This is a genomic window from Paenibacillus zeirhizosphaerae (genome assembly GCF_030705605.1).
In the GTDB taxonomy this organism is placed as follows: domain Bacteria; phylum Bacillota; class Bacilli; order Paenibacillales; family Paenibacillaceae; genus Paenibacillus; species Paenibacillus zeirhizosphaerae.
On sequence record NZ_JAPCKK010000016.1, the window covers coordinates 590,931 to 616,882 of the forward strand.

Consider the following 25,952-nt stretch of genomic DNA (forward strand, 5'->3'; position numbering starts at 1 on the left):
CATAAAGGAGCTGAACCTCATTGAAACGTTTGTTATGGATCGGCGGATTTTCCTACCTGCTGATCGGTCTTGCCCATGTCATTATCGGCTCTCTGCTGCCTGTACTGCTCACACATTATGGCAGAGATTATACCGATGGAGGAACACTAATATTTGCCCAGTTCGCCGGCTTCCTGGTCGGTGTGCTGATCTCCCCCGCCCTTGCGGCGAGATACGGGAAACGAGCCTCCCTGGTGCTGGCCCTGTTCCTGCTATGTGCCGCACAAATGCTGTACGCTTTGCTTCCACCCTGGGGCTGGCTATACCCTATAGGCGCCGCAGCCGGGTTCGGCTTCGGCATGGTCGAAGCTGTAATCGGCACCATTGTCATCGGAGGGGTTAAGGAAGGCACTGGCTCCGTGATGAGTCGTCTTGAGGTATTTTTCGGTCTCGGGGCTCTGGCTATGCCTGCGCTTGCCGGCTGGCTGATCCTGCTTGGCATGTGGAGATTCTCCTTCCCGATCATCGCTCTGCTGGCGGCGGCTATGGCCGTATTCTGGTTGATGGCATCATTCGGAAAGCTTGATCCGGTCCTCAATGAACGACAGACACGCACTGCGACTGCTCCTGTTCGTACCGTAAAGTATAAGACCCGAATGCTGCCGCTGCTGGTCCTGTTCATTCTTTTTTTCTTCTTATATGTCGGCACAGAAATGAGTCTGGCCAACTTCCTGCCATCCATGCTGCTTGAGAGACTGAAGCTGGATGAAGCCCAGGCCGCCCTCAGCGTAACCTGTTTCTGGCTTGCGATGTCGGCTGGCCGGATGTTCTCGGGGAAACTCGCGGATAGCTACGGATATGGGCGTTATGTGGTGCTCAGTTCAGCCGCAGCGGCACTGCTGCTTATGATGTTTCCGCTTGCGAACGGGACGGCTGGCACTTATGCCCTGATTATTTTGCTTGGACTTGCGATGTCGGGCATTTTCTCCATCGCCCTCGTGTTTGCCAGCAGGATGCTGCCGGATACGGAAGAGATGACTACAAGTCTGCTGATTGCTGCAGGAGGCATCGGTGGAGCGCTTCTTCCGCTGTGGACCGGAAGGAGCATGGATATTGGCGGCGCCGTCTCGTCAGCCTGGCTGCTGGCCGGATTCGGCGGGGCGCTGTGTCTGCTGGGGATCGTACTGTTTGCCATCCAGCGGAGAAACAGCAGCACGAATAGATCGGCATTGCTCAATAAAAGCAGCTAACTCCTGCATGTGTTCCTTTTCTCAGCCTGGATATGTGCTATAATATGGAAGCGTGTAAATTGTCGCTACCGATCCGGGTTGAGGAGCTGAATTCACAAAAATGAGCAAGTTGATCCTGTTTTCTCTATTATTATGGCTTGTGGGCAATCCATTCCTCGCAATTCTGATTTTAATTCTGATCATTTATGCACTGGACCGCCGATTTGTCGGGATATTCCCGAGCTTGACCCGGCCCTGGAAACGAAGACGCAATGAGAACCGACTCCGGCAGCAGATCGCCTTGAATGCAAATGATGTGTCTGCTCGTTTGGATCTCGCCCGCAGCTTGCTTGAAAGGAAAAAGCATCGCGAAGCGCTCGGGCTGCTTCATGACATCCGCTCCAGTTACGAGCAATCGGCAGATTACTGGTGCGCTGTCGGAACTGCCGAGCTGATGGGAGACGATACGGAGCAAGGCGAAACCCATCTGCTGCAGGCGCTGGATCTTAACCCTCGTGTTCAATACGGTGAGCCCTATCTGCGCCTGGCTTCCGCATTCAAGAGCTCTAATCATAACAAAGCACTCACTTACCTGGATCAATTCCAGCACATACAGAGCTCTTCAAGCGAGGGATATTATTTATCCGGCATGCTCTATCGCTCCCTCAGTATGAAAGCCGAGGCCAATGAAGCCTTTGCACAATCCTTGGCAGTTTATCGTTCTCTTCCTAAATACCGACGCAAAAGCGAACGCAAATGGGCTCTCCGCAGTTGGTACCGTAAACTCACAGGTTAGATAATGTTATGAATTGAAAAAAAGGAGCCTAAGTTCATTTTGAACTTAAAGGCTCCTTTTTTTGCGGATTTTCATGATCAGAACAACGGATAAAAACCGAGCTTGTCAAGCTGGGCAGCGATTACGCGGTAGCCGCGCCCGTTAGGATGCACCCTGTCAGACGAAAGAAGCTGCCGCTCCCGACCTTTGAACGAAGAATACGTATGGGCCACGCGGAAATACGGTGCGTTCATTGAGCTTAGAAAAGCATTAAAGCTGCGAATCCCCACAGCGGCTTCAGCCACCTCTGGAAAAGGATTGTAAAGGCCGACGAATCGAATCAGAAACGGCGCGCGGCTGCTTGCTTTTATGCTGTATAACACCGCAAGAGTTTGACACAAGCATTGCTGCAACTGGAGCATTCCAGGGCCGATATTTTTGCCCCCGGTTGATTGGGCTATACGGATCAGATCGTTTCCCCCAATAGAGATCGTTATCATATCAGCCTGCGCCAGGGCATTCCTGTAGACAAGGGAACTTGTCATATTTCGAAGCAGCTCAGGGCAGGTCATTCCCTTGACCCCCAAATTCCGATAGAGGACCCGGCTGCCCGAATATCTCTCAATAGACCTCAAATATAACGGTGCAAAGCCCTTCCCCGGCGGCGCCCCTGTCCCGACCGTAAGTGAATCGCCAATGGCCGTATAGCGGTACACCAACTCTCTCACCTCCTGGCCGGCGGATCATCGTATTCACTCCCGATAACCTACCTTATGAAATGAAAGAGAGAGTCGGCACGGTGAATGCTTATTCTTCATCCTCCGTGTTATAGACACAGTGGAAATACTCCAGCCCTGTCGCCGGATCCTCTGATCCATAAACCGTAAAGCTGAGATTTCTGAAAAATTGGGCTCCCTCTTCATCCGTGTCTGCTGTAATTTGCCGTGGATCAAAATCCTTGATGAGCTGGAGCAGCATACCCCGTCCATAGCCCTTCAGCCGATTCTCCGGCAGCACCGCAATATGATGCAGATGAGTAACGCCTTGATCCTTGCTCTCAAACCCCAACAGTCCTACAATAAGCCCGTCATCCTCATAACCGTACAAATGCAGACGGTCGTCCGTCTTGTAACGGTTGATGAGTCCTTCTTCATCTTCCCTACCCGCAACGTCGGCATAACCGAGCAGTTCGCGCACTTCGGGCCGATTCGTTTCAGACTTGATATTTTTCAGCATTCGTCTTTAACCCCTTTCATGGTGCTCCATAGTTCATTCATCCCTGCTCATCCATAATTAGCAGCGGCCAGGTGTCGAGCCATTCCTTTTGAAATACACGCACACGGAACGCGGTCGTATTCCGGAAATATGGACTTTTCCTGACCTTCATCTCAAACAGATCGTCAAGACCGAATGGCGCAACGATATGCAAGGCATCCCGAGCGTCCATATATATGCCCACTGCTGTCGCCGTCTCGGGCCAGTACCGCATGGCATCCTCTACGGAAGCATAAGGAGGATCGCCATTGCGTTCATGCATATGGGCCTGGTTTTTAACCGACCAATGGCGGTTGATCTGATCCCGGTTCAGCAACTGCTCCAAGTGTTGATCCCTGCGGATCATCCATATAAGAAAACAGAAGCTCCTCGTGCTTCATGTTCATTCCCCCTCAAATCAAAAAAGGCGCTGAATATAACCGGCAAAAAAAGTACCGGCTAGCCAACCGGTACAGAAATTGTATCGCAAATTAAAGAGAACCCTCAGCCGTAAGACCCAGCTTTTTCAACAAAGCGACAGCCTGCACCTTCTCCTCTGCTGAAAGGCCGCTAACAGCCTCAATAATGACCTGCTTGTGCTGCGGGAAAATCCGCTCAAAAAAATGTCTTCCCTCTTCTGTTAACTCCGCAAAAATAACACGGCGGTCATCCTGGGAGGCACGGCGTTTTAATAGTTGTTTCTTTTGCAGCTTATCCACAACATACGTTATATTTCCACTGGAAATCAGAACTTTCTCACCGATCTTCTGCAAAGGCTGTGGTCCCCGGTGATAGAGCAGGTCCAGCACGCCGAACTCGGTCGTGTTCAAGTCATGGCTGTGAATATCCCGGTTAGAGCGGGCAGTGACCGAGTTATAGGCCCGGGCCAGCACTACAAATAAATTAAGGGCAAGTTCATGTTCATCAAGAGTTTTAGACATATTCAAAAAGCCTCCATAACAATTACCTTTATTCAAAGATATCGCAATTGCATGGAGATGTCAAGTTTACTGTGTTGAGAAGTACAGCCTCTATTCGGGGACTGCGGCTTCTCATTTCACGCGGGTATCCAATTCACCGTCGGACTTGGCTATAATGACTTGATCCGCCATTCCGACGAACAAGCCGTTATCCACCACACCGGGGATGCCGTTCAGCATCGCTTCCAGTGCAGCGGGGTCGCGGATCTCTCCATAGCGGCAATCGGCGATATAGTTGCCGTTATCGGTTATGTACCTCACACCGTCTTTCAGCCGCCACTGCACGTCAGGACAGGAAGCTTCCAGCCTTCTTTTCGTCCATTCGCTTGCAAAAGGCACCACCTCCACCGGGAGCGCAAAGCTGCCCAGCGTATCCACCGCCTTACTTTCATCAGCGACCACGATAAAATAATTCGTGTTCGCCGCAACAATTTTCTCGCGCAGCAGTGCTCCGCCGCCGCCTTTGATCAAATGCAGTTCAGGATTGACTTCATCGGCTCCATCAATCGTGATATCCAGTCTTGTTATATTTTCAAAGGGAACAATGGGAATGCCGAGCTGAACAGCCAGCTCTTCCGAAGCGACAGATGTCGCTACGGCTTCAATTTTCAAGCCCTCCCTAACCCGCTCTCCAATTTTCTGTATCGCCCAATAGGCTGTGGAGCCTGTCCCAAGCCCGATACACATTCCATCCTTGATTGCTTCCACCGCTTTTTCCGCAGCCGCTTTCTTTAAATTCATTGATATCAACTCCCGAGCTTATTCAGTACAATCATACTGTAGATTAGTTTATATTATCCTTGACAGTAGTTAAAGCTCAACTTGTAACCGCTTTTCCGCCTATCTTATTGATTTGAGGCTAATTATAGCGTGTTTCATAGAATTATCCACCATTTGATTGATGTTTTTAATGATTATCGATTAAAATACAATTGTCAGCCTGTGTCGATTTATCGCAACTTTGGGAGTGAATTTTTTGTTAAAATGGAGCACACTATCTTTTTTCAATAAAAACCTGTTGTTGTCATTCATGAATATTATCCTGATCGGTACAGCTCTCATAAGCTCAAGCTACTTTAATCAGCGGAGCATTCTTACCGACCAACTGCACAATCAGATCGAAAGAACCACGGCAGAATGGTATAAAGGACTGGATTCCGAGCTTGTCCGGAAGGCCGTGGAGGAACGAAGCTATAATGGGCCGACCCAGACAAGGCTGCGCGCCTATTTGGATGCCGTCTCGAAGCATAATCCCAACATAAAGTATGCTTACATTTTCGGTACGGAGCTTGGTGGAATAAACCGTCTCGATACCTCCATTGTAGCCATGCCCACCTCCTTGAGAAAGGAATTCGGGCAGAATTGGAAGCTGAGGGTAGGCGATATGTACCAGCAGCCGCCCGAGGTGGCAGTGGCTCTGGGAAAAATGCTGGATACAGGTCAGCCTGGATTCACCGACATTTATAAAGACGACTTTGGCGAGTTCACCACCATCATTTATCCGATCATGGATGAAACGAACAAGAAGTTCGCCTATTTCGCTGTCGACGCCGATGCCAGCGCGATCCATGCCGGGCTGCAAAAGCTGCTGATTCATGATTTACTTACTCTTGCTGGCTTCCTTGTTATTTGTCTACTGCTGCAATATCTTGTCGTCAAAGGAACCCTTGCTCCCATTAAAGCCCTGATCTCCGGTATTGAAGAAGTTAGCCAGGGCAGGCTGGACATCCGCATTCAAGCCGGGAGTGACGATCTTGGCCAGGTGAATGAAAGCTTCAATCATATGGTCTGCAAAATAAACGACATCATGGTCAAGGTGAAGCATACGACAGATGCAGTGAGCAATTCCGCCAAGGATCTGCTCGCGATCTGTGAGCTAAACAGCAGCAACGCTAATATTATCGATCTGAATGTGAATGAAATTGCGGAAAATATACGCATGCAGGCCAAGGCAACCACGGTAAGCACGCTCTCCATGTCAGAAGTGGCTGCTGTTCTGCAGTCCGTATCAGAATGCTCCACCACCCTGGCAAAAGAAACGGAGCTGCTGCGGCAGCGGTCTAAAGAAGGTATTGAAATGGTTCGTCATATGACAGAGCGAATGCATCCGGAAACCGATTCATCACTCATCGTACAAAAGGCGGCTGACGTATTTATGGAAATGCAGCAGGCCGTCGATGAGGTCGCTGGGCAGGTACAGCATATGCGGGCGGCAACGGTCGAAATTTCAGCAGGTATCCAGGAAATGAAAGCAACTTCCGATCATCTGTCCGCCATGATTACCAAAACAGCAAGTAGCAGCGGCCAAATCTCCCAATCCGTGGAAAGGCAGTGGGCATCCATAACTGCAATCACCAACTCATCTAATAAGCTGAGCGTAATGGCTCAAGAGCTACAGAAACTCACCTCTTATTTCATGGTAGCCGAAGAGCCTCCATCCAAAACATAAACAATATGCAAATACCTTCCGGCAGTTACGCAGGAAGGTATTTGTGCAGCTTGGCTTTATTTTTATTTGAATTCTAAATAGTAATCCTGAACAATGTTCTGCAAAACAGTTTCAAAGCCAGCCTGATCCATAAATACAAGGGCAATGACGGCCAGATGAACCGGGTAAAAGCTGATCCACAGCCAGCGCGGAACCATCCGGCGAAACACTGCAGGATTGGACTGAAACAGGCTGATGACAACTGTAGAAATAAGGCTGTAATGTTGAACCACAGTAAATGGCCGATAATACATATATCCGATATAACGGTAATTCCACAATTCATACAGAAGATTCAACATTAAATGGCTGACAACCATCCAGCCCCCTCGCGTATAGCGGAATATCAGTACAAGCCCCAGTCCGTATGCTCCGTAATCCATATTGGACCATTCCATGAAGGCCCCCACAATCATATAAAAAGGAATAACCAAAGCCAACTTCTTCAGTTTGTCGGCACCGACCAGAGCCAGCAGAGAGATCAGCAGTGTAAAAATGACGTTTAGACCGACGGTTTCAAAGGCAAGCATAAAAGGCAACTGTGACAGTACAGCCAGCACAAATAAACGAAGCATGTAGCGCTTCATATTCCGTGTATGCAGGAATCCCAGGTACAGGGCAAAAGTATATATGGGAAAGGCGATCCTTCCTATAATTCGCCAAGGAGCGAGTTCATTCGGGTAAAACACGGCTCCAACATGGTCAATCAGCATCGTAATCATCGCGATCCAGTGCAATAGCCCTTGCCTCCCATTTCCTTATTCGTTGATCTGGTAGTGATTACCTTCTTGTCCAAATGGGTAATATAACGTTGTCGATCTCTTGAGGTACATACTAATTATACTTTTTAGGCTAGTGCAATGCTATTATTCAGAAAATTTTGCAGAGTGAAGGTTGTTTTCCGTTCATTTTGCAAAATCTAAGCTGAATTATAAAACTGAGGAGGAGTTCTCGTATGAAGTTTTTCTTAGATACCGGTAATATTGAAGAAATCAAACGCATTGAACGTCTGGGGCTTGTTGACGGCGTAACCACCAACCCTTCCCTAATTGCCAAGGAAGGCAGAATTTTCAAGGAAGTCATTCTGGAAATTTGCGACATCGTCAAAGGGCCTGTAAGCGCTGAGGTTATCGGACTTAAGGCGGAAGAGATGCTGGAAGAAGCTTATGATATCGCAAAATGGGCTTCCAACGTTGTCATCAAGCTGCCGATGACCGAGGACGGTCTGTATGCCTGCAATGAGCTGAGCAAAAACGGCATCAAGACCAACGTCACACTCATCTTTTCCGCCGCCCAGGGCTTGATGGCCGCCAAAGCCGGTGCTACCTTCATCAGCCCATTTGTCGGACGCTTGGATGACATTGCCGTGGACGGTATGCAACTGATTCGTGATCTAAGACAAATTCTCGACTTCCATGATCTCAAATCCGAAATTATTGCCGCTTCCATCCGCAATATTAAGCACGTAGAGGACGCTGCCCTGGCTGGGGCACATATCGCAACCATTCCGGGCTCCCTTCTTCCTTCACTCTGGAAGCACCCGCTTACAGACAGTGGTATTGAACGCTTCCTGAAGGACTGGGAGAAAGTACCCCAAACAAAATAAACGTTAATCAACAGGCTGCATTCCGGTGCAGCCTGTTTTGCATTTGTAATCCTTTTTCCCTTTGACAAAATCATAAACACGGCGTATTTGTTGGCCAGGCTTCCGTCTATTTCACCGGAGATTCAGGCAAAATTCCCTGTTGCCAAAAGTTGTCGCACCTTCTCTGCCGTATCTGTTCCCTCAAAGGGCATATTAATGACAACCTGCAATTCGGGTGATTCATTCGCTGTAAACGATAAATTATGAAAAGTCAGCTCACCTGCAACCGGATGATCCAACTGCTTTAGTCCTTCTGGTGCATAGATCACTTCCTGACGCTGCCACATTGCTTTGAATTCTTCACTGATGGCGGACAATTCCGCAATTTGCTGGGACCACCACGGATCCTCTACAAAACGACCGTACCCGGCACGAAATTGGGCCAGACAACGAAGCGCAGCTTCCTCCCAATGCTCTCCCTTGATCTGGCGGAAATAATCCGAGGTAAACGTAATCCATACCAGATTCCGTTCCCGCTCAGAGAGTTCATCGTAATTGCCGTAAACGGAGCGGAAGGCATTATTCCATCCGACAATATTTAATCTGGCATCAATTACGCTGGCCGGATGGATCTCCATTTGGTCGAGAAAATGCTGGAGTGTGGCGCTTATTCGTACTTCAGAGGATTTTTCTTCTACCGGAAAATGTCTATGAGCAAGCAAAAACAAGTGCTTTCGCTCGTTGGTATTTAATTGAAGAACACGGGCCAGGCTTTCCAAAACTTCGGAGGATACTTGAATATCCCTGCCCTGCTCCAGATAGGTGTACCAATCCTGGCTCATTCCGGCCAGCATCGCGACTTCTGAACGCCGCAGACCCGGGGTACGCCGCCTCCCTCCCTCCATAATTCCCGCATGCTGTGGTGAAATACGTTCCCGGCGGCTCCGCAGAAACTGCGCCAATTCTTGGCGGCGGTCTACTTTTAACAAATCGTTCAGCCCTCTCTATAGCTTATCTAAAAGATTATGGGAGTTTTTCTCCTAGGATAAACGTGCCCCTCGTTAACAATTACTAACTATTATACCTTATAGATGTGCCTATAACAGCAAGTCAAAAATTTCAATGCGCTGGGGCCTCTGCCTTAGCTGATATGTAAGCACAATTCACATCAATTTATTGGGAGGAATCATAATGTCAGTACAGGAACAGAAAGTTATCCTGATTACAGGAGCAAATAAGGGGATTGGATTCGAAACGGCACGTCAGCTCGGTTTACAAGGCCATACGATATTCGTCGGAGCAAGAAATATGGAAAGAGGCACTGAGGCGGAAGCAAAACTGCGCGCCGAAGGAATTAACGCCTCTTTTATTGAAGTGGATGTTACGGACCAGGCAACCATAGATGCAGCAGCCCAAAAGATTGACGAGCAGTATGGCAAACTTGATGTTTTGATCAATAATGCAGGCGGTGGTGTCGGGAAGTTTGAAGAGATCGTAGTTCCTTCCACAACCCCACTTGAAGCACTGAAAGGGACATTTGAACTCAACGTCTTCGGGGTGTTTGCCATGATGAAAACGATGCTGCCTCTGCTGCGCAAATCTGAAGCCGGACGTATTGTGAACCTGTCCAGCGGACTGGGGTCGCTTACCTTGCAGAGTGATCCAGCCTTCGAATATTACGATCACAAAATATTGGTGTACAATGCTTCGAAAACAGCAGTTAATGCGCTTACCGTTCATTTCGCTTATGAATTGAAGGATACCAACATCAAAGTAAACTCTGCCGATCCAGGCTTTACAGCTACAGATCTGAACGGTTTTACTGGCATCCGCACGGTTGAACAAGCTACGAATGTTGTGGTGCAGCTGGCAACACTTCCTAAAGACGGTCCTACAGGCGGATTCTTTGACGAAAACGGACCTCTCCCTTGGTAAAAAAATTGGATACGAGCAATGTTGCGGCAATATAACTGAACGGTGAAAATGCAGTGGGTCCTGAATTACTCAGGCCTACTGCATCTTTTGTTTATTATCGTATTCAATTATCTCAGCATGACTATTGCATTTTGTCTTGAAGGCATGTATATTATGGTTAGTGATTGATTGATCACAAATGTCCTAAAGATAAGGAAGCTACAGCCTATGCCAAAAGATTCAGCCATTTCAGTCAGCCGACAAACCGAAATTGTTTCTGCTGCCATTGAGGTTTTCGCGGAATTGGGGTATTACAGGGCAACCACAGCTAAAGTGGCAGAGCGGGCAAATATCTCTCAGCCCTATATCTTCAAATTCTTTGCCACGAAGGAAGAGCTGCTGCGTGAAGCGTTGAAGGTTTCCTGGATGCGCATTACAGATTCTTTTACCCATGTGGTGAGCACGACTCCATCTGATCGTCTTGAGGAAGAACTGATCTCAGCCTATGCGCGGATTATGTACGAACACCGTAATGAAGTCCTGCTGCAAATGCAAGCACAGACGATTATGGATGCCTCGATTATCGAGATCATGCGCGAAGGATTCAGCAAGAGCAGACAAATCGTACATCATGCTTTCCTCGAAGCTGGTATCCCTAGAGCTGCTGAAAGAACAATGCTTTTTCTCGCAAGAGGCATGCTTTGCAACATTTCCATGTCGCTGGATATCCCGGAGTTGATGAACATAGACGATTGAAGCCAATCGTCTATGTCTACTCCAATGTCAACAACTCATGACTCAAGTCACGAGCCTGTCTCTGCCTACTTCGTAGACAGTGCTTGCGCTTCGCACAAGCCTTTTAGGCTTATTCCTAACCGGTAGTGCAAACGCACCTCACGGTGCTCCTACCTTAGCGTGTTGGAACATCAGGACGGTCGACCTCGCCCCTACAACAAGAGTTATACTCCTATTGTACCTGTACCGATGTACTCGATTCCTTTGCGGTACAGATTCATAGCTCCAATTCGGTCATCATTAGAACGATAGTGACAGGTTTGGCATTCAAAGGTGTGCATCTTTTTGTTTCGATTCGCTCGTTCGATATGTCCGCATTTCGGGCAGGTTTGAGACGTGTATTTAGGGTCTACTGCGATGACGCCCTGTCCATTCAGTTGAGCCTTATACTCCAACATCTCACGGAATTGGTGAAATGCCCAGGAAACCGACACATACCGATGGTGAACACATACTTTTTCCGTGGCGGAACGAACACCTTTTAAATTTTCGATCACAAACAAAGTCCCTTTCGGATACGTTTCAACGAGTGCCTTGGTTATCTGATGGTTGACATCGGTAACATAACGGTTTTCTCTTGAACCGATTTCCTTGAGTCGTTTGCGAGCGGATGAGGTTTGTCTCATCTGAAGTTGTTTGCGTAAGACTTTATACTGGCCTCGTTTGTGTTTCATGGTTCGTCCAGGATAAAACGTCGTCTGGTTTTGAGTGTCGTAGGTGGTGGCGAGAAAGTTGATTCCCAAATCAATTCCTACCATGTGATCGACCTTTGTAAGATCCAATTCAGGAAACTCTTTGGTCATGGAAATATGCAAAAACCACTTCTTGTGTTTACACACGAGCTTGGCCGTGCCCCATTTCCATGTGCCATCAAAGAAGTGTTGCATTCCTTTTCTTTTGTAACAAAGCTTCACTCGTCCGTCCAGCGTATTTACGCTAAACCGATCATCGTTCAAAGAGTAATCTCGATGCCATACCAGATCATATTCAGGTCGTTTGAATTTGACCAAACTCCAATCGTGCCCGTTGGATCGGGCAGAGCTATAGCGGGCGATGACCGTTCTGATCACTGATTGCGCCATTTGACTTTTCAAACCAAAACGACTTCGCAGCTCTCGATAATACAAGTCATGGAGTGCACGCTGACGTAATTCTTTGGTTTGAAATACAATGACGGAAAGATAATTACATGCTTCACGATAGGTTTGGATGGTCTTGGTGAGCATTTCTGTATGCTCATGCGGGACATTAATTTGGATTTTTGCTGTAATAGTAGACATTCGATTCACCTCTTCTCACTGCATTAAATATACCATAGGATTCAGTGGGAAATGGTTAAATCTTCATGGCGGAAGGAGAAAGCATGGACCTTTCGGCTTTCGAGCTGCCGATGGCAGCCCTTATGCCGAGCGCAATTCCTCACACGACTTAAGTCGCGTGTCTCCATGCGCGGTGATGAAATGGCCGTCCCCAAGTTATTGATCATAACAGGAAGGCCATTTCAATTCATTTAGATTAAAGAGTGATCCTCATCGTTCCCAGTGCATCGGTCGGCGTGATGACAACGCCTTGGCCCCCCTGCTCACTGCTTCCCCCGTTTATGCCGGACAGTTCGTTGATTCCACGCAGTACGAGGATCCATGGCTTCCCTGCTCCTTCAGACACGACGGACAGCATTCCGCCTTCACGTTTGACGGATACAGTCAATTCCTGCTCCCCTGCGGTACTGCACACAACGCTTGTTACTGAAGCCCCGTCCTCGAGCTCGAACAGATGAAGCTGCACACCCTCAGCATAATCGTAATCCGGACGGCTGTCCTCACGCCCGATTGCAATCAGACTGTTCGGCTTCACCATCAACGGCAGGGTCATAAAGCTGTGGTTTTCTTTGCGCCAGCGTCCGCCTTCCAGGACTTCCCCTGTAAGCAGATTCGTCCAGCGGCCTTCCGGCAGGTAATACTGTACACTGCCCTCGGCGTTGAAGATCGGAGCGACAAGCAAAGAGTCGCCGAACATATACTGGCGGTCAAGCGCATGTGTCGTTGGATCGTCCGGGAATTCCAGCAGCATTGCCCTCATCATAGGCAATCCGCGCACGGAGGCTTCAACGGCCGAACCGAACAGATAAGGCATCAAAGAGCATTTCAGCTTGGTAAATGTACGCACGACATCAACTGCCTCCTCATCAAAGAGCCAAGGCACGCGATAAGACACATTGCCGTGCAATCTGCTGTGGGAGGACAATAAGCCGAATTGCACCCACCGCTTGTATACATCAGGTGTTGCCGTATTTTCAAAGCCGCTGATATCATGACTCCAGAACCCGAATCCGCTTAGGCCGAGCGAAAGCCCCCCGCGCAGTGATTCCGCCATGGATTCATAAGTGGAGGAGCAGTCTCCGCCCCAGTGAATCGGAAACTGCTGTCCGCCGGCTGTAGCGGAACGCGCAAACAGAGCGGCTTCATTTTTGCCCAATTTCTGTTCCAGCAGTTCAAAAACAGCCTTATTGTATAAATGAGTATAATAGTTATGCATTTTATAAGGATCTGAACCGTCATAATATACGACATTGGTCGGAATACGCTCGCCGAAATCGGTTTTGAAGCAATCCACACCCTGATCAATCAGCGCTGCCAGCTTACCCTGGTACCAGGCCACGGCATCCGGGTTCGTGAAATCGACAAGTCCCATGCCCGCCTGCCACATATCCCACTGCCACACGCTGCCGTCGGCTGTTTTTACCAGATACCCGTTCTCCATACCTTCATCAAACAGGATCGATTTTTCCGCGATATACGGATTGATCCAGGCGCAAATTTTAAGACCTTTTTCTTTCAAGCGGCGCAGCATGCCCTCCGGATCGGGAAACATATCTTTATCCCACTGAAAATCGCACCACTGATATTCCTTCATCCAGAAGCAATCGAAGTGAAAGACGGACAAGGGCAGGTCACGCTCAGCCATACCGTCCACAAAATGGTTCACCGTCGCTTCATCATAATCGGTTGTAAAGGAGGTCGTCAGCCACAGGCCAAACGTCCATGCAGGTGGAAGAGCAGGCTTGCCGGTCAGCTTGGTATAGTTGTCCAGCACTTCCTTCGGATTGTTACCGCCAATAATGAAGTAATCAAGCGTTTCACCTTCCACGCTAAATTGTACTTTAGATACGTTCTCTGAAGCGATCTCGTAGGAGACGCGCTCCGGATGATTGACGAACACGCCGTATCCTTTGCTCGACAAGTAGAACGGAACATTTTTATACGCCTGTTCACTGCTCGTTCCCCCGTCTTCATTCCAGATATCCACGACCTGCCCGTTTTTTACAAACGGTGTAAAGCGTTCACCCAGGCCGTAGACGTATTCGCCGATCCCGAGCTCAAGCTGCTCCCTGAAGTACCCTTGTTCGTTGGGAGCCTTGATATACCCGGGGCCACGATGGCCGCTGCCGGTCAGCCGGGTGCCATCATAGTGAAAGCCAACATTCCAGCCCTGTCCCCGTCCGACCGTGACGCTGAGCTTGCCGCTTTGCAGAACAACCGCTTCCTCCTGCTCGGAAATTTGTACATCCGTAGCTAGTGACGCTATTTCAAACTCGGGTCCTTTTCTCACCCGCCCTTTGTGATGATTGAATGTGACACGAATGACATCCGGCATCGGTGAGCTATACGTCGCTTTCAAGAGCATCCCGTTCAGGGTATCTCCTTTTCGCTCGATCCGTTTGGTGGCGGCATATACCGTCATGGAAGAACCGTCTGTCACAATATCCCGGACATCCGCCGGGTTCTGAATTTCATAGCCCTTGCGGACCATCCAGTAACCGTCTGTAAATTTCATCCCTTGCTTCCTCCTCGACATCTTCTGCATCGATATGAACTGCTGTGTAGATTGGAATTTGTTGAATTCTCAACTATAATAATATTGATTTAGGAAAGGGTTTTCTTTTAATATTTTGACGAATAGTAACAGGATTTTGATGTATTTATTTCAAACAGCTCTCTGGAAAAAGAAAAACCGAGCCTACCAGCCCGGTTTGTGATACAAGACATGATCTATAGTTGAATTTCTGCTCGCGCAGCTCGAACCTATCGATCACGATCTGCAAGTTATTATATGTGGCTATTCAAGCCCAAGTTAGGAGTAAGCATGATGAGACGCGAAACGCTCCGCGAAAATCGGATACACGGTCATCCGTCTTTCCCTGTAAGCGTATATGCTGACGTCGAGCAGCTCAACGGCAACTGTATTCTGGACTGCCATTGGCATGATGAAATGGAGTTGATCCTGGTACGTAAGGGAAGCGCCCTTTTTCAGACAGATATGCTGCATACGGAGGTCAAAGCAGGCGAAGCGTTGTTCGTGAACAGCGGAATGCTGCATGCCGGCTATTTGCACCATGATGCCCACTGTGTCTTCTCCGCTGTCGTCTTTGACCCGAAAATGCTGCTCAGCCGGGGGATGGATGTGATCCAACAGCGCTTTATCGAACCCATACTTCACAAAAAATTGCTGCCGCCTGTCCATATCAAAGGAACAGAATCGTGGGGGAAGGAAGTATTAACGGCCTTGCAAAAAATTTTGCAGGATCATGAAACACGACACCCAGCCAAGGAAATCTCGACCAAAGCTCAACTGTATAGCATCTTCGCCAGCATGTATCCGTATATGACGACTGCCGCCGGTGAACCTCCAGAAGTATCGGCGGGTCTCTCCAAGGTCGAACGCATCAAAACCGCGATCGGTTACATCCATGAACACTATCAAGAACCTCTCAGACTGAAAGCCATTGCCGATGAGGTAGGCATGAGCGAAGGCCATTTCTGCCGTTTTTTTAAGCAGATGGTGCAAAAAAGTCCGATAGAATACATGAACCACTACCGCATCCAGAAGGCATGCCTACTGCTGGAGCAGAGCGACCGCAAGGTGGTTGATATCGCGATGGAGGTAGGCTTCGACAACTTAAGCTACTTTATCGCCACGTTCAAAAAATGGAACGGCATGACCCCCTCCCGCTACCGTAAAGAGCACGAAGCATTCCTCCAATCCCCTGTTATATCTTCACCTGCTCAGCGGTAAACAGCGGAACCTTGCGAATGCCGTCCGCCCCAATCGCTACAAGTCCCTTGTCGGACAAGCGGATTTCCGGAATGACCACGAGCGCTAGCAGCGACAGTGTCATAAACGCATTATTAAGCATACAGCCCGCTTGCTGAAGCGCTGTGCTGATGCCCTCGGACTGCTCCGCAACCTCGGCAAATGGAGCGGGAGACATCAGCCCGGCGATCGGCAGCGGCATCAAGGCCTCTCCGGAAGTCGATATCACCGCAGATCCGCCCTGCATGGACATGACCTCATTTGCAGCCCGAGCCATCAGTTCGTCATCATTGCCGATCACGAGCAGGTTATGGCTGTCATGCGCCACGGTCATGGCGATGGCAGCGGGCTCCGTAAATCCGATGCCGGTTACCAAAGCAACGGAACTGTTGCCTGTTCCTTTATGGCGCTCAAAGACGGCGATTTTGCATAAATCCTTGCCGTGATCTGTAACAACGTGCCCTTCTTCTACTGGAACCATCATTCTGACTTCTTTCGTTTCGACATGGTTTTCCGTCACCTGGATGACCCGCGCTTCCGTTTCGCCTGCATGAACCGGAGCTGGCAAGGCGAAATCAGTGGCAAGAATCGTACGATCAATGTGTACGGTATTCAAGGCATCCTCGGGATAGGTGAAGCTGTCCCAATCTGCAATCATCTTGCCGTTCTCGGCCACAAGACTTCCGGCGGCGATGGTTGCAGACACCTTTACATCCGCAAGCCTGCCCTCCAACAGAATCATATCCGCAATGGAGCCCGGGGTCACCGAGCCGATGTCTCGTGCCACTCCAAAGCGTTCCGCCGTATTGATCGTCGCCATCTGAAAGGCGGTGACCGGCTTCACCCCTTGAGCGATGGCGTGCCTTACCACAAAATTCATATGGCCTTCCTTCAACAGCGATTCCGAGCTGCGGTCATCCGTCACCAGCATCATACGGCGGGTGTCCAGCCCCATCTCCGTGCAGGCTTTGATCGTCTCCGCTACGTCATGCCAGGCAGATCCCTGCCGCATCTTGGCGTACATTCCGAGACGTATCCGCTCAGCCACATCCTCGGGGGTCACGCACTCATGATCCCCCGTTATACCACTGGCCGCATATACAGGCAGCCTCCAATCGTCTGACGCCCAGGTAAAGTGTCCGTCGGCCACTTTGCCTGCACGCAGCGTTGCCTGTATTTCGCCAATCATCGTTTCCTCACCATACACGACACCGGGAAAATTCATCACTTCTCCCAGGCCGATCATATCCGGTCCCCAGCCGAGCGCCTCTGCTACCTCCTCCGGTCCGAACGCAGCGCCGGATGTCTCAAGCTCCGCATTTGTAGAAGGCACACAGGAAGCAACTTGCATATAGGCTGCCATAGGTGTTGTCCGCGCTTCGTCAAGCATGAGGCGAAGACCCTTTAGGCCCAGCACGTTGGAAATTTCATGGGCATCGAAAAAACCGCCGGTAGTACCGAGCGGAAGCACAGCTTTGGCAAATTCGGTCACAGTTAGCTGCGTGCTTTCGATATGACAATGCCCGTCCAGCAGACCAGGCGCAATATAGCGACCGTCTGCTTCAATAATAACCGTATTCGGGCCAATCGTATGGCTAACATCCTTGCCGACATAGGCGATCCGGGAGCCCTGCACCGCTACAGACATTCCGGGAATCATTTCCCCGGAAATGACATTTACAAGCGTGCCTCCACGAACGACCAGCGTAGCCGGGCGCTCCCCTCTTGCAGTGGCTACGAGTTCAGGAACACAATCCGCAAGCGCAGGACGTTCAAAAAGATTCATATGGACTACCTCCGATTTTCTTCAAAATTGCTAATCCGGTGAAAAATATATGACTCGTATTATAAGCCCGCAGGCGAGGATTTGTAAAATCTGCTGACACATCGCTGTTGCAGTGACCAAAATCGGCTCAATCATTTGTGCATGGATATGATTGTATTCCTATTGATGGAATATATTGTGACATCGTTTGGCTCAGTGCATACACAGAGCCCCGAGCCTGTGGGCCCGGGGCTGAATGGACGAGTACTGCTCTTTAATTGGTTAAATCTCGATAGATAAACGTTTCGGGCGATTGTCCTGTCACAAAAGGTGTGGTCTGGCCAAGGGAGTAGATATGCAGTAAATGCATCGCCCGTGTACATGCCGTATAGAACAGCTTCCGTTCACTTTCCCGTGCATACCTGCGGCTTGAGCCATCATAAATCAGGACGGCATCGAACTCAACACCTTTCGCCAGGTAAGCTGGAATGATGTGAATCCCCTTTTCAAAGGCGGGCGTCGTTTTTTTGATCAGCCGCGGCTTGACGGACAGCAGTTTCTCCAGCGCTTCATGAGCGGCTGCGCTTTCTTCGGCGGTTTTACAAATGACGGCTACGGATTCATAACCTTCACCCAATAAAGCCTCGACATCCCGCGTTATGGACTCATGGAGCTTACCACGTGTGCCGATCTCGGTCACCTCCGGCTTGTCGCCGCTGCGGTTAAACGGAATAATATGCTCGCCGCCGGCGACCATGCCCCGTGTGAACTCCACAATTTCCTTAGTGGAACGATAGCTCCTTGTCAAGGAAATCAGCTCCGTTTGATCCGGTCCATAAAGTCCCATCAAAGGACCGTTATCCTGAAGTACGGAAGCATGGGCATAGATCGCCTGATTAAAGTCGCCGAGAGCCGTCATTTTCGCTCTCGGAAACAACCGCTTCAGGAAGGAAAGCTGGAACGGTGAGTAGTCCTGCGCCTCATCGATAAACACATGGTGTATCCCGCCGTTGGAGCGAAAACCCAGCGTGATCTCACGCAAATACAAGTACGGTGTCGCATCCTCATAGGCTAGCTCGCCTTCGCCGATCCGCTCCAGCGTCAGCCTGCTCATCTCCTCCCAGCGTGACGGCAGCTCCGCACCGCCGGACAACCGCTCTGCAAGCTTTCTATTGCGGAACAGCTCGCTGTACAATCGGGTGATATCCACAAAACGCAGCGCTTTTATCCATTTGCGTAAGGGCTTGAGCCGGTCACTGACCACCATCCTGGCAAGAATGCTCCGCTCCCGGTCAAAATCATCAAATGTCTCGTCGATCCTCTTGTTCTTACGACGAAGCCGAGTATAGGCGCGTTGATAGTCTTCACTGGACAGAAGCTCGATCTGTTGGTCCACCCAAGACGCCGTATACTCCTCCTTTCCGAATGCCGCCAGTTCCTTCAGCAGCCATTCACGCAGCAGCTCCAAACGGTTAGCCAATCGGATGTCAGGGTCAAAATTATAAAATTTCCGGGCCATTTCTTCGGCGGATACCACCTCACGGCCTTGAAAGCGCACCGGCTTAAATATCATGCCTTCCCGTTCCAACAACGGCTTGTAGCTCTCAATCATGCTCTGAAAGATCTGCGACGATTTGAAACGAATCCCTTCCATCCTGGCCTTATATGCAGGCTGATCGGAAGCGGACAGAACGTATTCGAGCTGCTCGAATGGGTCCTCAAGCTGAAACTCCCTGCCGAGACGGCGCTCCAGATATTCCTGAAACGTGGTCTGGCTCATATTTTCCTCACCAAGCTCAGGAAGCACAGTGGACACATAGCTATTAAACATCGGGTTGGGCGAGAAGAGCACGACCTGATCCGCACTCAGTCGGTCCCGGTACTTATACAACAAGTAAGCTACACGCTGCAAAGCAGCGGACGTTTTGCCGCTTCCGGCAGCTCCCTGTACAATCAGCATCCGGCTACGATCATCGCGGATAATCCGGTTTTGCTCCTTCTGAATGGTCGCCACAATGCTTTTCATCTGGGCATCAGAGCTGCGGCTCAAAACCGCCTGCAGCAGTTCATCTCCGATCGTAACACCGGTATCGAACATGAACCGGATGCGCCCGTCACGGATCACAAACTGCCGTTTCAGGGTAAGCTCGCCCTCCATGGGGCCTGATGGAGTCTCATAGGAAGCAGGTCCCGGCATACTGTCATAATACAAATTGGATATCGGGGCACGCCAGTCGTAGACAAGAAAACCCACCTCATTATCATCCAGCAGGGATGCAATGCCAAGATAAATTTTCTCCTCTCGGCCCTCCATTTCCGCAAAATCAATTCTTCCAAAATAAGGAGACTGAAGCAGACGGTTTAACCGGTTCAGCATGGTAGCCGACTGCTTGTGCCGTTGCTCACGATCCGATAATACCTGGGACTGCTGACGCAGGCTTGTAGACGTTTCACCTACATCATCAGACTCACTGAAGTTCATCGTCACCTCATCCCAGAAATCCTTTCTCATAGAGACGACATCCTCCCGGACACGGCCGACCTCGGCTTCCAGTTTGCGGATGCGGCCGCGGATAAGGGAAGTAACTTCATCCACCCTTTGCTGCTCCTCTGTCCATTCCTGATCCGTACTCATTGGCATCTCCTCTTTCTCATCCACAACCGGACTGTACTTTATGAAAAATATGGGGATGTTGACATCCTCAATTCCATCTGCTAGAATATTAAGCGATAGTTCGTAATTTTATTTTCTTGAAATTCATTTACAAAAGCACTCTATATTTTAACAGCTTCAGCTTCCGCAATCAACCGGAAAGCTTTTTTTGTTTTTATCCCCTATTTCGCATAACTCAGCTTGAAAAGGACGCCGTCGGCGTCCTTTTGCTATGGATACAATATATTCGGGCAGCTAAGATCTGCGCAGCCACGCCATCAGGCCCTCCCCCTGATCCTTGCCGTCATCCCCGCGATGAATATGATCCGCAAGTCTGCTTAAACGGCTGAGCTGGTGACCGTAATCGTACATGGCTGCGGCCACGATAGCGAGCCGCAGCACACCTTCCTGGGTACGGTCATAACGGGCAATGGCTGATTCCATAAAAATACGGTTTTCTTCTTCGAAAATATGCGATTCATCGTCGTTAGGCTTCAGCTTATCCTCGAATTTCAGCAGTGCATGCTCGTGGAAACGGATAAGCTGCTCCAGATGATGATCGAAGAAGCGGTCCGTTCCGTCAGGCCGCTCAGCCTGGAAGTAATGCCGCTCAACCGCATCAAGCACCTCAAACCCTTTTGCGAGGCTGGTCAGCATCTGCTTGTAAACGACCATCTCACGAGTCTGACTGTACCGCGCCCTCTTAAGCTTCTTCTGCTCTTCCTCAAACAGGTGATATTTATCGGACAAGCCTTTTATGGAGCCTTCCAGACTGCTTTTCTCTTCACGAAACACCGTTTCCTTAATTTCATCCGAAATGGCCGTCCGCAGCAGCAGCGACATTCGATTAAATACGCTTTGAATCTGGCCGATGAACTGTTTCTTCGGCTTAGGCGGGAAGACCAGTATATTAATGAGAAAAGCCGAAACGATCCCGATCAGAGTGAGCAAGAAACGCGACAACGCAAATTGCCAATCGCCGGCTGTTTCAATGACCGAAACGACGGTTACCAGCGTTAAGCCGATTGTATCCGCCATTTTAAGCTGCAGACAGATGATAATGACCAGACTGCAGATAAGTCCCACGGCAATAGGCTGATTTCCCAGCACCATCCCGCCCACCAGGGCTACAATCGCACCGAGTGTACTGGTCTGCAGCTGATCCAGAAAATAACGCCAGGAACGATAAATAGAAGGCTGCATGGCGAAGATAGCAGCGATTGCGGCGCCTACAGGCGATTGGGTATTAAGTAATGAGCTTAGAAAGAGGGCCAAGGTTACGGCAATACCCGTCTTAAGCACCCGTGCTCCAAATGCCAAATAAAATCCCTCCTGCGTGTGTTGCTGTCACTCACTGATTATTTATACCGCGATCTACTATAAACAAATTAAGGGAAACTGTCCAATGCTTCTTATTACCCAATAGGATTCGAAATGCCATTCGGCCAGAATATTCGGTCCCATCTTTCTCTAAATGTGTAACCCTGCTAGAATAGTAGGGTCGCTTTAACAATAGAGTGGGGGAGCTTTCATGCAGTCATTTCAGCAGTGGCCACGGAATATCAGGCTTTTTTTTATTGCTAACATTTTGTATCAGATCGGCGGAGGCATGTTCTCTGTTCTATATAATCTATACATCCAAAGTCTCGGTTATAGCGAGTCCATGACAGGCAACGTTGTCAGCTTGCAGTCATTGGCTACCGCGCTCATGTTCATCCCGGTCGGTCTGCTCGGCGACAGACTCAGCCGCAAATGGATGCTGATGGCCGGAGCATTGGTCAGCGGTGCCGTCTTCATCGGCCGCTCGCTGCTGGAAGCACAGTCGGGCATGCTTCTATTTGCAGTACTCAGCGGCATATTTGCTGCATTCTTTCAAGTGCTGGCCATTCCCTTTCTTGCGGAAAACGTAAGCATATCCAAGCGCCTGCGCATGTTCAGCTATTACTCATCACTTGTATTGGCTGCACAGGTCATCGGCAGCCTTGGCGGCGGTGTCATTGCCGACCTGCTGCAGTCCTTGGGCTTCGGCCGGACGGCCAGCCTGCAGGCTGTGCTAATGGTCGGAGGCATCTCTACACTGGCGTCCTTCCTTCCCTTAATCCGCATAGCCGAGACCAGCGGGACAGCCGCAAGCATGGACAGCAAGCCGCAGGCAACCGGCCATGCAGCGGATGCTGCGCGCCCGGGACGAGACCACGTGCTCATCACGCAATTTGTTATTACCCAGTTGCTGATTGGCTTTGGCTCAGGGCTGGTGATTCCTTACTTGAATTTATACTTTACGAACCGGTTCGACGTTTCGTGGAGCGGCATGAGCTTACTGCTGGCCCTCGGCCAGGTCATGACGATTCTATCCATGCTAGTGGGTCCATATCTTGCAGGCAGGCTGGGTCCCGTCAAGGCTGTCGTCTGCTTTCAGATGCTGTCTCTCCCGTTTCTGCTGGTCACCGGTTTTACAAATATGTTGTGGGCCGCATCTGTCAGCTTCCTGTTCAGGCAGGCGCTCATGAATGCGGCGAATCCCATCCAATCCGCCATTATGATGGATAAAATCTCGGTAAAGCGGCGCGGGACGGCCAACTCCCTGATGCAGACCGCCTTTATGCTCGGGTGGGCGACCATGGGACCTGTGCAGTCACATCTCGTGACCACTTACGGGAACTACTGGGGATACGCCATCACCTTCAGCATTACCGGCCTGCTGTATGTCGTTTCATCGCTGCTTTACTACATCATGTTCCGTGAGCGCCGGACCTCTGCGGCAGCAGGCATAAATAAATAAGCCGCTTCCGCTGCATCATATGAAGCTGCCTTTAACTTTACAATAAGCTTAATTCCAGCATACAATGCCCTGTCATAATGAAACAGGACCTTCTGCGGTCTTCTCAAAGGCTTAGGCTTGCTATAATGAGGAGGGGCTTGTATGCTTCGGGTGGCGCTTTTTACGGATACCTTTGCGCCGGATGTGAACGGTGCGGCACTGACATTGGCCAGATGGACAGATTATTTGCGCGAGCACGAGGTTCCTTGTATTGTGTTTGCGCCGGAAGGAGACAGGGCGCAGCCTGTGGGTTCGGAAGTGGAACGCTTTCGCAGCATCCCCTTTTTTCTGTACAAGGAATGTCAGCTAGCGATCCCCAACGCCAAACAGATTAACAATCGGCTCCGGGCCTTTTCCCCCACGCTCATTCATGTCGCCACACCCTTCAATCTCGGATTATTCGGCGCCTCGTATGCGGCAAAACATCATATCCCTCTTGTCGCATCCTATCACACTCATTTCGATAAGTATCTCGACTACTACAGGCTCCGCTGGCTGGAGCCCGCATTGTGGAAGTATATGCTTTGGTTTCACAGAAACTGTGAGCGAATTTACGTACCTTCCCGGTCCACCCTTGCCGAATTGAAGAACAAAGACTTCAACAACCTGGAAATTTGGGGAAGAGGCATTGATTCGACCCTATTCTCCCCTACTGGGCAAAGGGAACAAGTATGGGCCAAATGGAACATCAGACCCCGCAAATATATCATTTTATATGTAGGCCGTCTGGCGCCCGAAAAAGGCATTGAGATTCTCATGGAATCGTTCAAGAGGCTTCCGGAGCGGCTGCGATCCCAATCCGTGCTGGTTGTAGCCGGAGACGGTCCACTGAGCCGGGTTATGGATCCCGTTGCACATGGACTTCCTGCAGACACAGTGGAATGGCTCGGTTTTGTTACCGGAATCGATTTGGCTGAATGGTATGCAGCAGCCGACCTGTTCCTGTTTCCTTCGGCCACCGAGACGTTTGGTAACGTGGTTCTGGAGGCGATGGCAAGCGGAACCGCTGTCATCGGAGCTGGAGAAGGCGGGGTTAAGGACCTGATCTGCCATGGACACAACGGATGGCTGTGTCCCGCCAATGACGCCCAGGCTTTTGCAGAGGCAGCCACCCAACTGTTAGATAACAGCGTATTGCGTGGCCAATTGGCCTCTGCCGGCCGGGAATCAAGCAGGAGCCATTCATGGGACAGCATATTCAGCCGTTTGCTTGCAAGCTATCAGGACGCTGCTTCCCCCAAGATGCTGCCGGCCGCGCGCATGTAACGCCGAAGTACAGCCTTTAGGGCTGGCCGATAATATGTTGTACCCGTCCAACCTGCCCGTCCGTCAATCGCACCTTAATGCCATGCGGATGGGTAGGGGAATTGGTCAGGATGTCCTTGACCGTTCCACGGGTCAGCTTGCCGGTACGCTGGTTCTGCTTTAATACAATATCAACGAGCAATCCCGCCCGGATATCCGATCTTTTCTGTCCACTCATGCTGTTACACCTCATTTCGTCTTGTCGATAAACCTCCTGAGCTGTTCATCACTCCAGGAGTACATACGCAGAAGTTCTTCGTACGGGTCGCCCTGAAGTCCAAGCAGCGCAGCGAATGCAGGCTCTGTCTTGAACCCATCTCTCTTCATTGATCTAATTAGCATTTTCCCATTTTGTCCGAGGTACTATTCCCAGCTCTATTAGTACGGCATGGGCCTCGCGCTGCCTGGCACTGCCCTGTACAAGATATTGCAGTTCCATAAACGGATATGTCTGTTGTTTATCTTCCATATAAACTTCTTTCCCCTACAGGCTTACGGGTGATAGAAATAGCCCATGTCAGTACATAAGTTACCGTGAGAACCGTAAAAATCATCGCGCAAAAATAGAGCATATGTCCCTTCCCGGCAGGCGTTGACCAAATCTCGGTCAGTTGATTGTACAGCTTAAGCGGGCTCGTAACGATATCCCAGGTGTTACCGCGAATAAAACGTCCAATGTAAATGGCAAAGCTGCTAAGCAGCAGCACTGCCAAAGCGAACAGTACCCCTGCCGTCCGCCCGAAGGATCTGCGCACCAATTGCTTTACGGAATCCAGTAAAACACAGCCCATAAACAGGCCCGTTAATCCAACAAGCAGCATCGCGAATGTATGATTCCAGAAATCCGCAGCCGCCCAGAAGCGTTCATCGGGCTGATAGGAATATCTGGCGAACACATGAAGCATGTCCGTGATCATATAAGGCGCATTCGGATAAAAACCCAGCCATACAAGGCCTGTCCCCATCAGAAGCAGCTTCCTGAAACTACCGCGCCTAACCGAGTAGAGAAGATCAAGCAACACTGTAAGCACGGCGGGAATCCATGCCAGCAGCATATTCCACCAGATAAAGGTGTAGGGAGGTTTGCCTGACGGCAGCTTTATATGTAAAATCCATAACGTACTGACAAGGGATGCCAATGCAAGCAGCCCAAACACAATTAACTTACCGGGATAGTTCAGCGATTTCAGTCCAGTGTGCATACATCCTCCTTCTCATCACCGGAATTAAGCACATGAATGCTTACTCCCCCATACTGTATAAAAAATGATTGCACAGCAATCCCCTTACTTCCCTTGTATCAGAAAGTGTACAACAG

The 25,952-nt window shown here is 49.8% G+C and carries 24 protein-coding genes; 9 read left to right on the forward strand and 15 right to left on the reverse strand.

What is annotated here, in order from left to right; all coding sequences use genetic code 11:
- The first annotated feature begins 20 nt into the window (after window positions 1-20).
- Window positions 21-1,229, forward strand: a complete 1,209-nt coding sequence (locus OIN60_RS12500) for an MFS transporter (RefSeq protein ID WP_305755185.1) — start codon at window positions 21-23, stop codon at window positions 1,227-1,229.
- A 100-nt stretch (window positions 1,230-1,329) separates the two neighbouring features.
- A complete protein-coding gene (locus OIN60_RS12505; protein ID WP_305755186.1) occupies window positions 1,330-2,004 on the forward strand; it encodes a tetratricopeptide repeat protein in 675 nt (224 codons plus the stop codon).
- Between the two features lie 77 nt (window positions 2,005-2,081).
- Here OIN60_RS12505 and OIN60_RS12510 read toward each other — a convergent pair whose 3' ends face one another.
- The 5 genes from OIN60_RS12510 to rpiA all read right to left on the reverse strand — a co-directional run bounded on the left by OIN60_RS12510 (window position 2,082) and on the right by rpiA (window position 4,958).
- Window positions 2,082-2,699 carry a GDSL-type esterase/lipase family protein gene (locus OIN60_RS12510; protein ID WP_305755545.1) on the reverse strand — a complete coding sequence of 206 codons (618 nt, stop codon included), beginning with the start codon at window positions 2,697-2,699 and terminating at the stop codon, window positions 2,082-2,084.
- Between the two features lie 91 nt (window positions 2,700-2,790).
- Window positions 2,791-3,219 (reverse strand): GNAT family N-acetyltransferase, encoded by a 429-nt coding sequence (locus OIN60_RS12515; RefSeq protein ID WP_305755187.1) that lies wholly within the window; start codon window positions 3,217-3,219, stop codon window positions 2,791-2,793.
- Between the two features lie 37 nt (window positions 3,220-3,256).
- A complete protein-coding gene (locus OIN60_RS12520) occupies window positions 3,257-3,583 on the reverse strand; it encodes a nucleotidyltransferase family protein (RefSeq protein WP_305755188.1) in 327 nt (108 codons plus the stop codon).
- 145 nt (window positions 3,584-3,728) lie between these two features.
- Complete coding sequence (locus tag OIN60_RS12525) at window positions 3,729-4,178, reverse strand: MarR family winged helix-turn-helix transcriptional regulator (protein ID WP_305755189.1); 450 nt, start codon at window positions 4,176-4,178, stop codon at window positions 3,729-3,731.
- Between the two features lie 111 nt (window positions 4,179-4,289).
- Window positions 4,290-4,958 carry a ribose-5-phosphate isomerase RpiA gene (rpiA, locus tag OIN60_RS12530; RefSeq protein ID WP_305755190.1) on the reverse strand — a complete coding sequence of 223 codons (669 nt, stop codon included), beginning with the start codon at window positions 4,956-4,958 and terminating at the stop codon, window positions 4,290-4,292.
- Window positions 4,959-5,193: 235 nt separating this feature from the next.
- Between rpiA and OIN60_RS12535 the strand changes: the two genes are divergently transcribed.
- Window positions 5,194-6,666, forward strand: a complete 1,473-nt coding sequence (locus OIN60_RS12535; RefSeq protein ID WP_370872474.1) for a HAMP domain-containing protein — start codon at window positions 5,194-5,196, stop codon at window positions 6,664-6,666.
- A gap of 62 nt (window positions 6,667-6,728) precedes the next feature.
- Here the strand turns inward: OIN60_RS12535 and OIN60_RS12540 are convergent, their stop codons facing one another.
- On the reverse strand, window positions 6,729-7,442 hold the full coding sequence (locus OIN60_RS12540) for a TraX family protein (protein WP_305755192.1): 714 nt from the start codon (window positions 7,440-7,442) through the stop codon (window positions 6,729-6,731).
- A gap of 218 nt (window positions 7,443-7,660) precedes the next feature.
- Between OIN60_RS12540 and fsa the strand changes: the two genes are divergently transcribed.
- Complete coding sequence (gene fsa / locus OIN60_RS12545; protein WP_305755193.1) at window positions 7,661-8,311, forward strand: fructose-6-phosphate aldolase; 651 nt, start codon at window positions 7,661-7,663, stop codon at window positions 8,309-8,311.
- A gap of 122 nt (window positions 8,312-8,433) precedes the next feature.
- Here fsa and OIN60_RS12550 read toward each other — a convergent pair whose 3' ends face one another.
- Entirely contained in the window at window positions 8,434-9,279 is an 846-nt protein-coding gene (locus tag OIN60_RS12550; RefSeq protein WP_305755194.1) for a helix-turn-helix transcriptional regulator, read from the reverse strand.
- Window positions 9,280-9,481: 202 nt separating this feature from the next.
- Here OIN60_RS12550 and OIN60_RS12555 point away from each other — a divergent pair, with 202 nt between their 5' ends.
- Window positions 9,482-10,225: an SDR family oxidoreductase gene (locus tag OIN60_RS12555; RefSeq protein ID WP_305755195.1), complete on the forward strand. Its 744-nt coding sequence runs from the start codon at window positions 9,482-9,484 to the stop codon at window positions 10,223-10,225.
- Between the two features lie 207 nt (window positions 10,226-10,432).
- The gene (locus OIN60_RS12560) at window positions 10,433-10,960 is read left to right on the forward strand and encodes a TetR/AcrR family transcriptional regulator (protein WP_305755196.1); all 528 of its coding nucleotides are present in this window, start codon (window positions 10,433-10,435) and stop codon (window positions 10,958-10,960) included.
- A 203-nt stretch (window positions 10,961-11,163) separates the two neighbouring features.
- On the opposite strand, the gene OIN60_RS12565 is transcribed toward OIN60_RS12560, so the two are convergent.
- Window positions 11,164-12,279 carry an RNA-guided endonuclease InsQ/TnpB family protein gene (locus OIN60_RS12565; RefSeq protein ID WP_305755197.1) on the reverse strand — a complete coding sequence of 372 codons (1,116 nt, stop codon included), beginning with the start codon at window positions 12,277-12,279 and terminating at the stop codon, window positions 11,164-11,166.
- 235 nt (window positions 12,280-12,514) lie between these two features.
- Window positions 12,515-14,833 (reverse strand): alpha-xylosidase, encoded by a 2,319-nt coding sequence (gene yicI, locus OIN60_RS12570; protein ID WP_305755198.1) that lies wholly within the window; start codon window positions 14,831-14,833, stop codon window positions 12,515-12,517.
- 312 nt (window positions 14,834-15,145) lie between these two features.
- Here yicI and OIN60_RS12575 point away from each other — a divergent pair, with 312 nt between their 5' ends.
- Window positions 15,146-16,072 (forward strand): AraC family transcriptional regulator, encoded by a 927-nt coding sequence (locus tag OIN60_RS12575; protein WP_305755546.1) that lies wholly within the window; start codon window positions 15,146-15,148, stop codon window positions 16,070-16,072.
- On the opposite strand, the gene OIN60_RS12580 is transcribed toward OIN60_RS12575, so the two are convergent.
- The 3 genes from OIN60_RS12580 to OIN60_RS12590 form a co-directional block, all read right to left on the reverse strand.
- Window positions 16,047-17,876, reverse strand: coding sequence for an adenine deaminase (locus OIN60_RS12580; RefSeq protein WP_305755199.1), 1,830 nt, complete (start codon window positions 17,874-17,876; stop codon window positions 16,047-16,049). The two genes, OIN60_RS12575 and OIN60_RS12580, sit on opposite strands and share 26 nt — an antisense overlap.
- 253 nt (window positions 17,877-18,129) lie before the next feature.
- On the reverse strand, window positions 18,130-20,490 hold the full coding sequence (gene helD, locus OIN60_RS12585; protein WP_305755200.1) for an RNA polymerase recycling motor HelD: 2,361 nt from the start codon (window positions 20,488-20,490) through the stop codon (window positions 18,130-18,132).
- Between the two features lie 273 nt (window positions 20,491-20,763).
- Window positions 20,764-21,828: an FUSC family protein gene (locus OIN60_RS12590; RefSeq protein WP_305755201.1), complete on the reverse strand. Its 1,065-nt coding sequence runs from the start codon at window positions 21,826-21,828 to the stop codon at window positions 20,764-20,766.
- 211 nt (window positions 21,829-22,039) lie between these two features.
- On the opposite strand from OIN60_RS12590, the gene OIN60_RS12595 reads away from it, so the two are divergent.
- Window positions 22,040-23,290, forward strand: a complete 1,251-nt coding sequence (locus OIN60_RS12595; RefSeq protein WP_305755202.1) for an MFS transporter — start codon at window positions 22,040-22,042, stop codon at window positions 23,288-23,290.
- 141 nt (window positions 23,291-23,431) lie between these two features.
- A complete protein-coding gene (locus OIN60_RS12600) occupies window positions 23,432-24,595 on the forward strand; it encodes a glycosyltransferase family 4 protein (RefSeq protein ID WP_305755203.1) in 1,164 nt (387 codons plus the stop codon).
- A 16-nt stretch (window positions 24,596-24,611) separates the two neighbouring features.
- Here the strand turns inward: OIN60_RS12600 and OIN60_RS12605 are convergent, their stop codons facing one another.
- From OIN60_RS12605 to OIN60_RS12615, 3 genes are all read right to left on the reverse strand, one after another.
- Window positions 24,612-24,812 carry a YwbE family protein gene (locus OIN60_RS12605; RefSeq protein ID WP_305755204.1) on the reverse strand — a complete coding sequence of 67 codons (201 nt, stop codon included), beginning with the start codon at window positions 24,810-24,812 and terminating at the stop codon, window positions 24,612-24,614.
- Between the two features lie 11 nt (window positions 24,813-24,823).
- Entirely contained in the window at window positions 24,824-24,976 is a 153-nt protein-coding gene (locus OIN60_RS12610) for a DUF4269 domain-containing protein (protein WP_305755205.1), read from the reverse strand.
- A 116-nt stretch (window positions 24,977-25,092) separates the two neighbouring features.
- Window positions 25,093-25,836 (reverse strand): DUF1361 domain-containing protein, encoded by a 744-nt coding sequence (locus OIN60_RS12615; protein ID WP_305755206.1) that lies wholly within the window; start codon window positions 25,834-25,836, stop codon window positions 25,093-25,095.
- Window positions 25,837-25,952 lie beyond the last annotated feature (116 nt).

Excerpts from the sequence above, each read along its gene's own strand:
- OIN60_RS12505 (WP_305755186.1), top strand. The coding sequence starts at position 1,330 with ATGAGCAAGTTGATCCTGTTTTCTCTATTATTATGGCTTGTGGGCAAT.
- OIN60_RS12515 (WP_305755187.1), bottom strand. The coding sequence starts at position 3,219 with ATGCTGAAAAATATCAAGTCTGAAACGAATCGGCCCGAAGTGCGCGAA.
- OIN60_RS12525 (WP_305755189.1), bottom strand. The coding sequence starts at position 4,178 with ATGTCTAAAACTCTTGATGAACATGAACTTGCCCTTAATTTATTTGTA.
- rpiA (WP_305755190.1), bottom strand. The coding sequence starts at position 4,958 with ATGAATTTAAAGAAAGCGGCTGCGGAAAAAGCGGTGGAAGCAATCAAG.
- fsa (WP_305755193.1), top strand. The coding sequence starts at position 7,661 with ATGAAGTTTTTCTTAGATACCGGTAATATTGAAGAAATCAAACGCATT.
- OIN60_RS12555 (WP_305755195.1), top strand. The coding sequence starts at position 9,482 with ATGTCAGTACAGGAACAGAAAGTTATCCTGATTACAGGAGCAAATAAG.
- OIN60_RS12560 (WP_305755196.1), top strand. The coding sequence starts at position 10,433 with ATGCCAAAAGATTCAGCCATTTCAGTCAGCCGACAAACCGAAATTGTT.
- OIN60_RS12565 (WP_305755197.1), bottom strand. The coding sequence starts at position 12,279 with ATGTCTACTATTACAGCAAAAATCCAAATTAATGTCCCGCATGAGCAT.
- yicI (WP_305755198.1), bottom strand. The coding sequence starts at position 14,833 with ATGAAATTTACAGACGGTTACTGGATGGTCCGCAAGGGCTATGAAATT.
- OIN60_RS12575 (WP_305755546.1), top strand. The coding sequence starts at position 15,146 with ATGAGACGCGAAACGCTCCGCGAAAATCGGATACACGGTCATCCGTCT.
- OIN60_RS12580 (WP_305755199.1), bottom strand. The coding sequence starts at position 17,876 with ATGAATCTTTTTGAACGTCCTGCGCTTGCGGATTGTGTTCCTGAACTC.
- helD (WP_305755200.1), bottom strand. The coding sequence starts at position 20,490 with ATGAGTACGGATCAGGAATGGACAGAGGAGCAGCAAAGGGTGGATGAA.
- OIN60_RS12595 (WP_305755202.1), top strand. The coding sequence starts at position 22,040 with ATGCAGTCATTTCAGCAGTGGCCACGGAATATCAGGCTTTTTTTTATT.
- OIN60_RS12600 (WP_305755203.1), top strand. The coding sequence starts at position 23,432 with ATGCTTCGGGTGGCGCTTTTTACGGATACCTTTGCGCCGGATGTGAAC.
- OIN60_RS12605 (WP_305755204.1), bottom strand. The coding sequence starts at position 24,812 with ATGAGTGGACAGAAAAGATCGGATATCCGGGCGGGATTGCTCGTTGAT.
- OIN60_RS12610 (WP_305755205.1), bottom strand. The coding sequence starts at position 24,976 with ATGCTAATTAGATCAATGAAGAGAGATGGGTTCAAGACAGAGCCTGCA.
- OIN60_RS12615 (WP_305755206.1), bottom strand. The coding sequence starts at position 25,836 with ATGCACACTGGACTGAAATCGCTGAACTATCCCGGTAAGTTAATTGTG.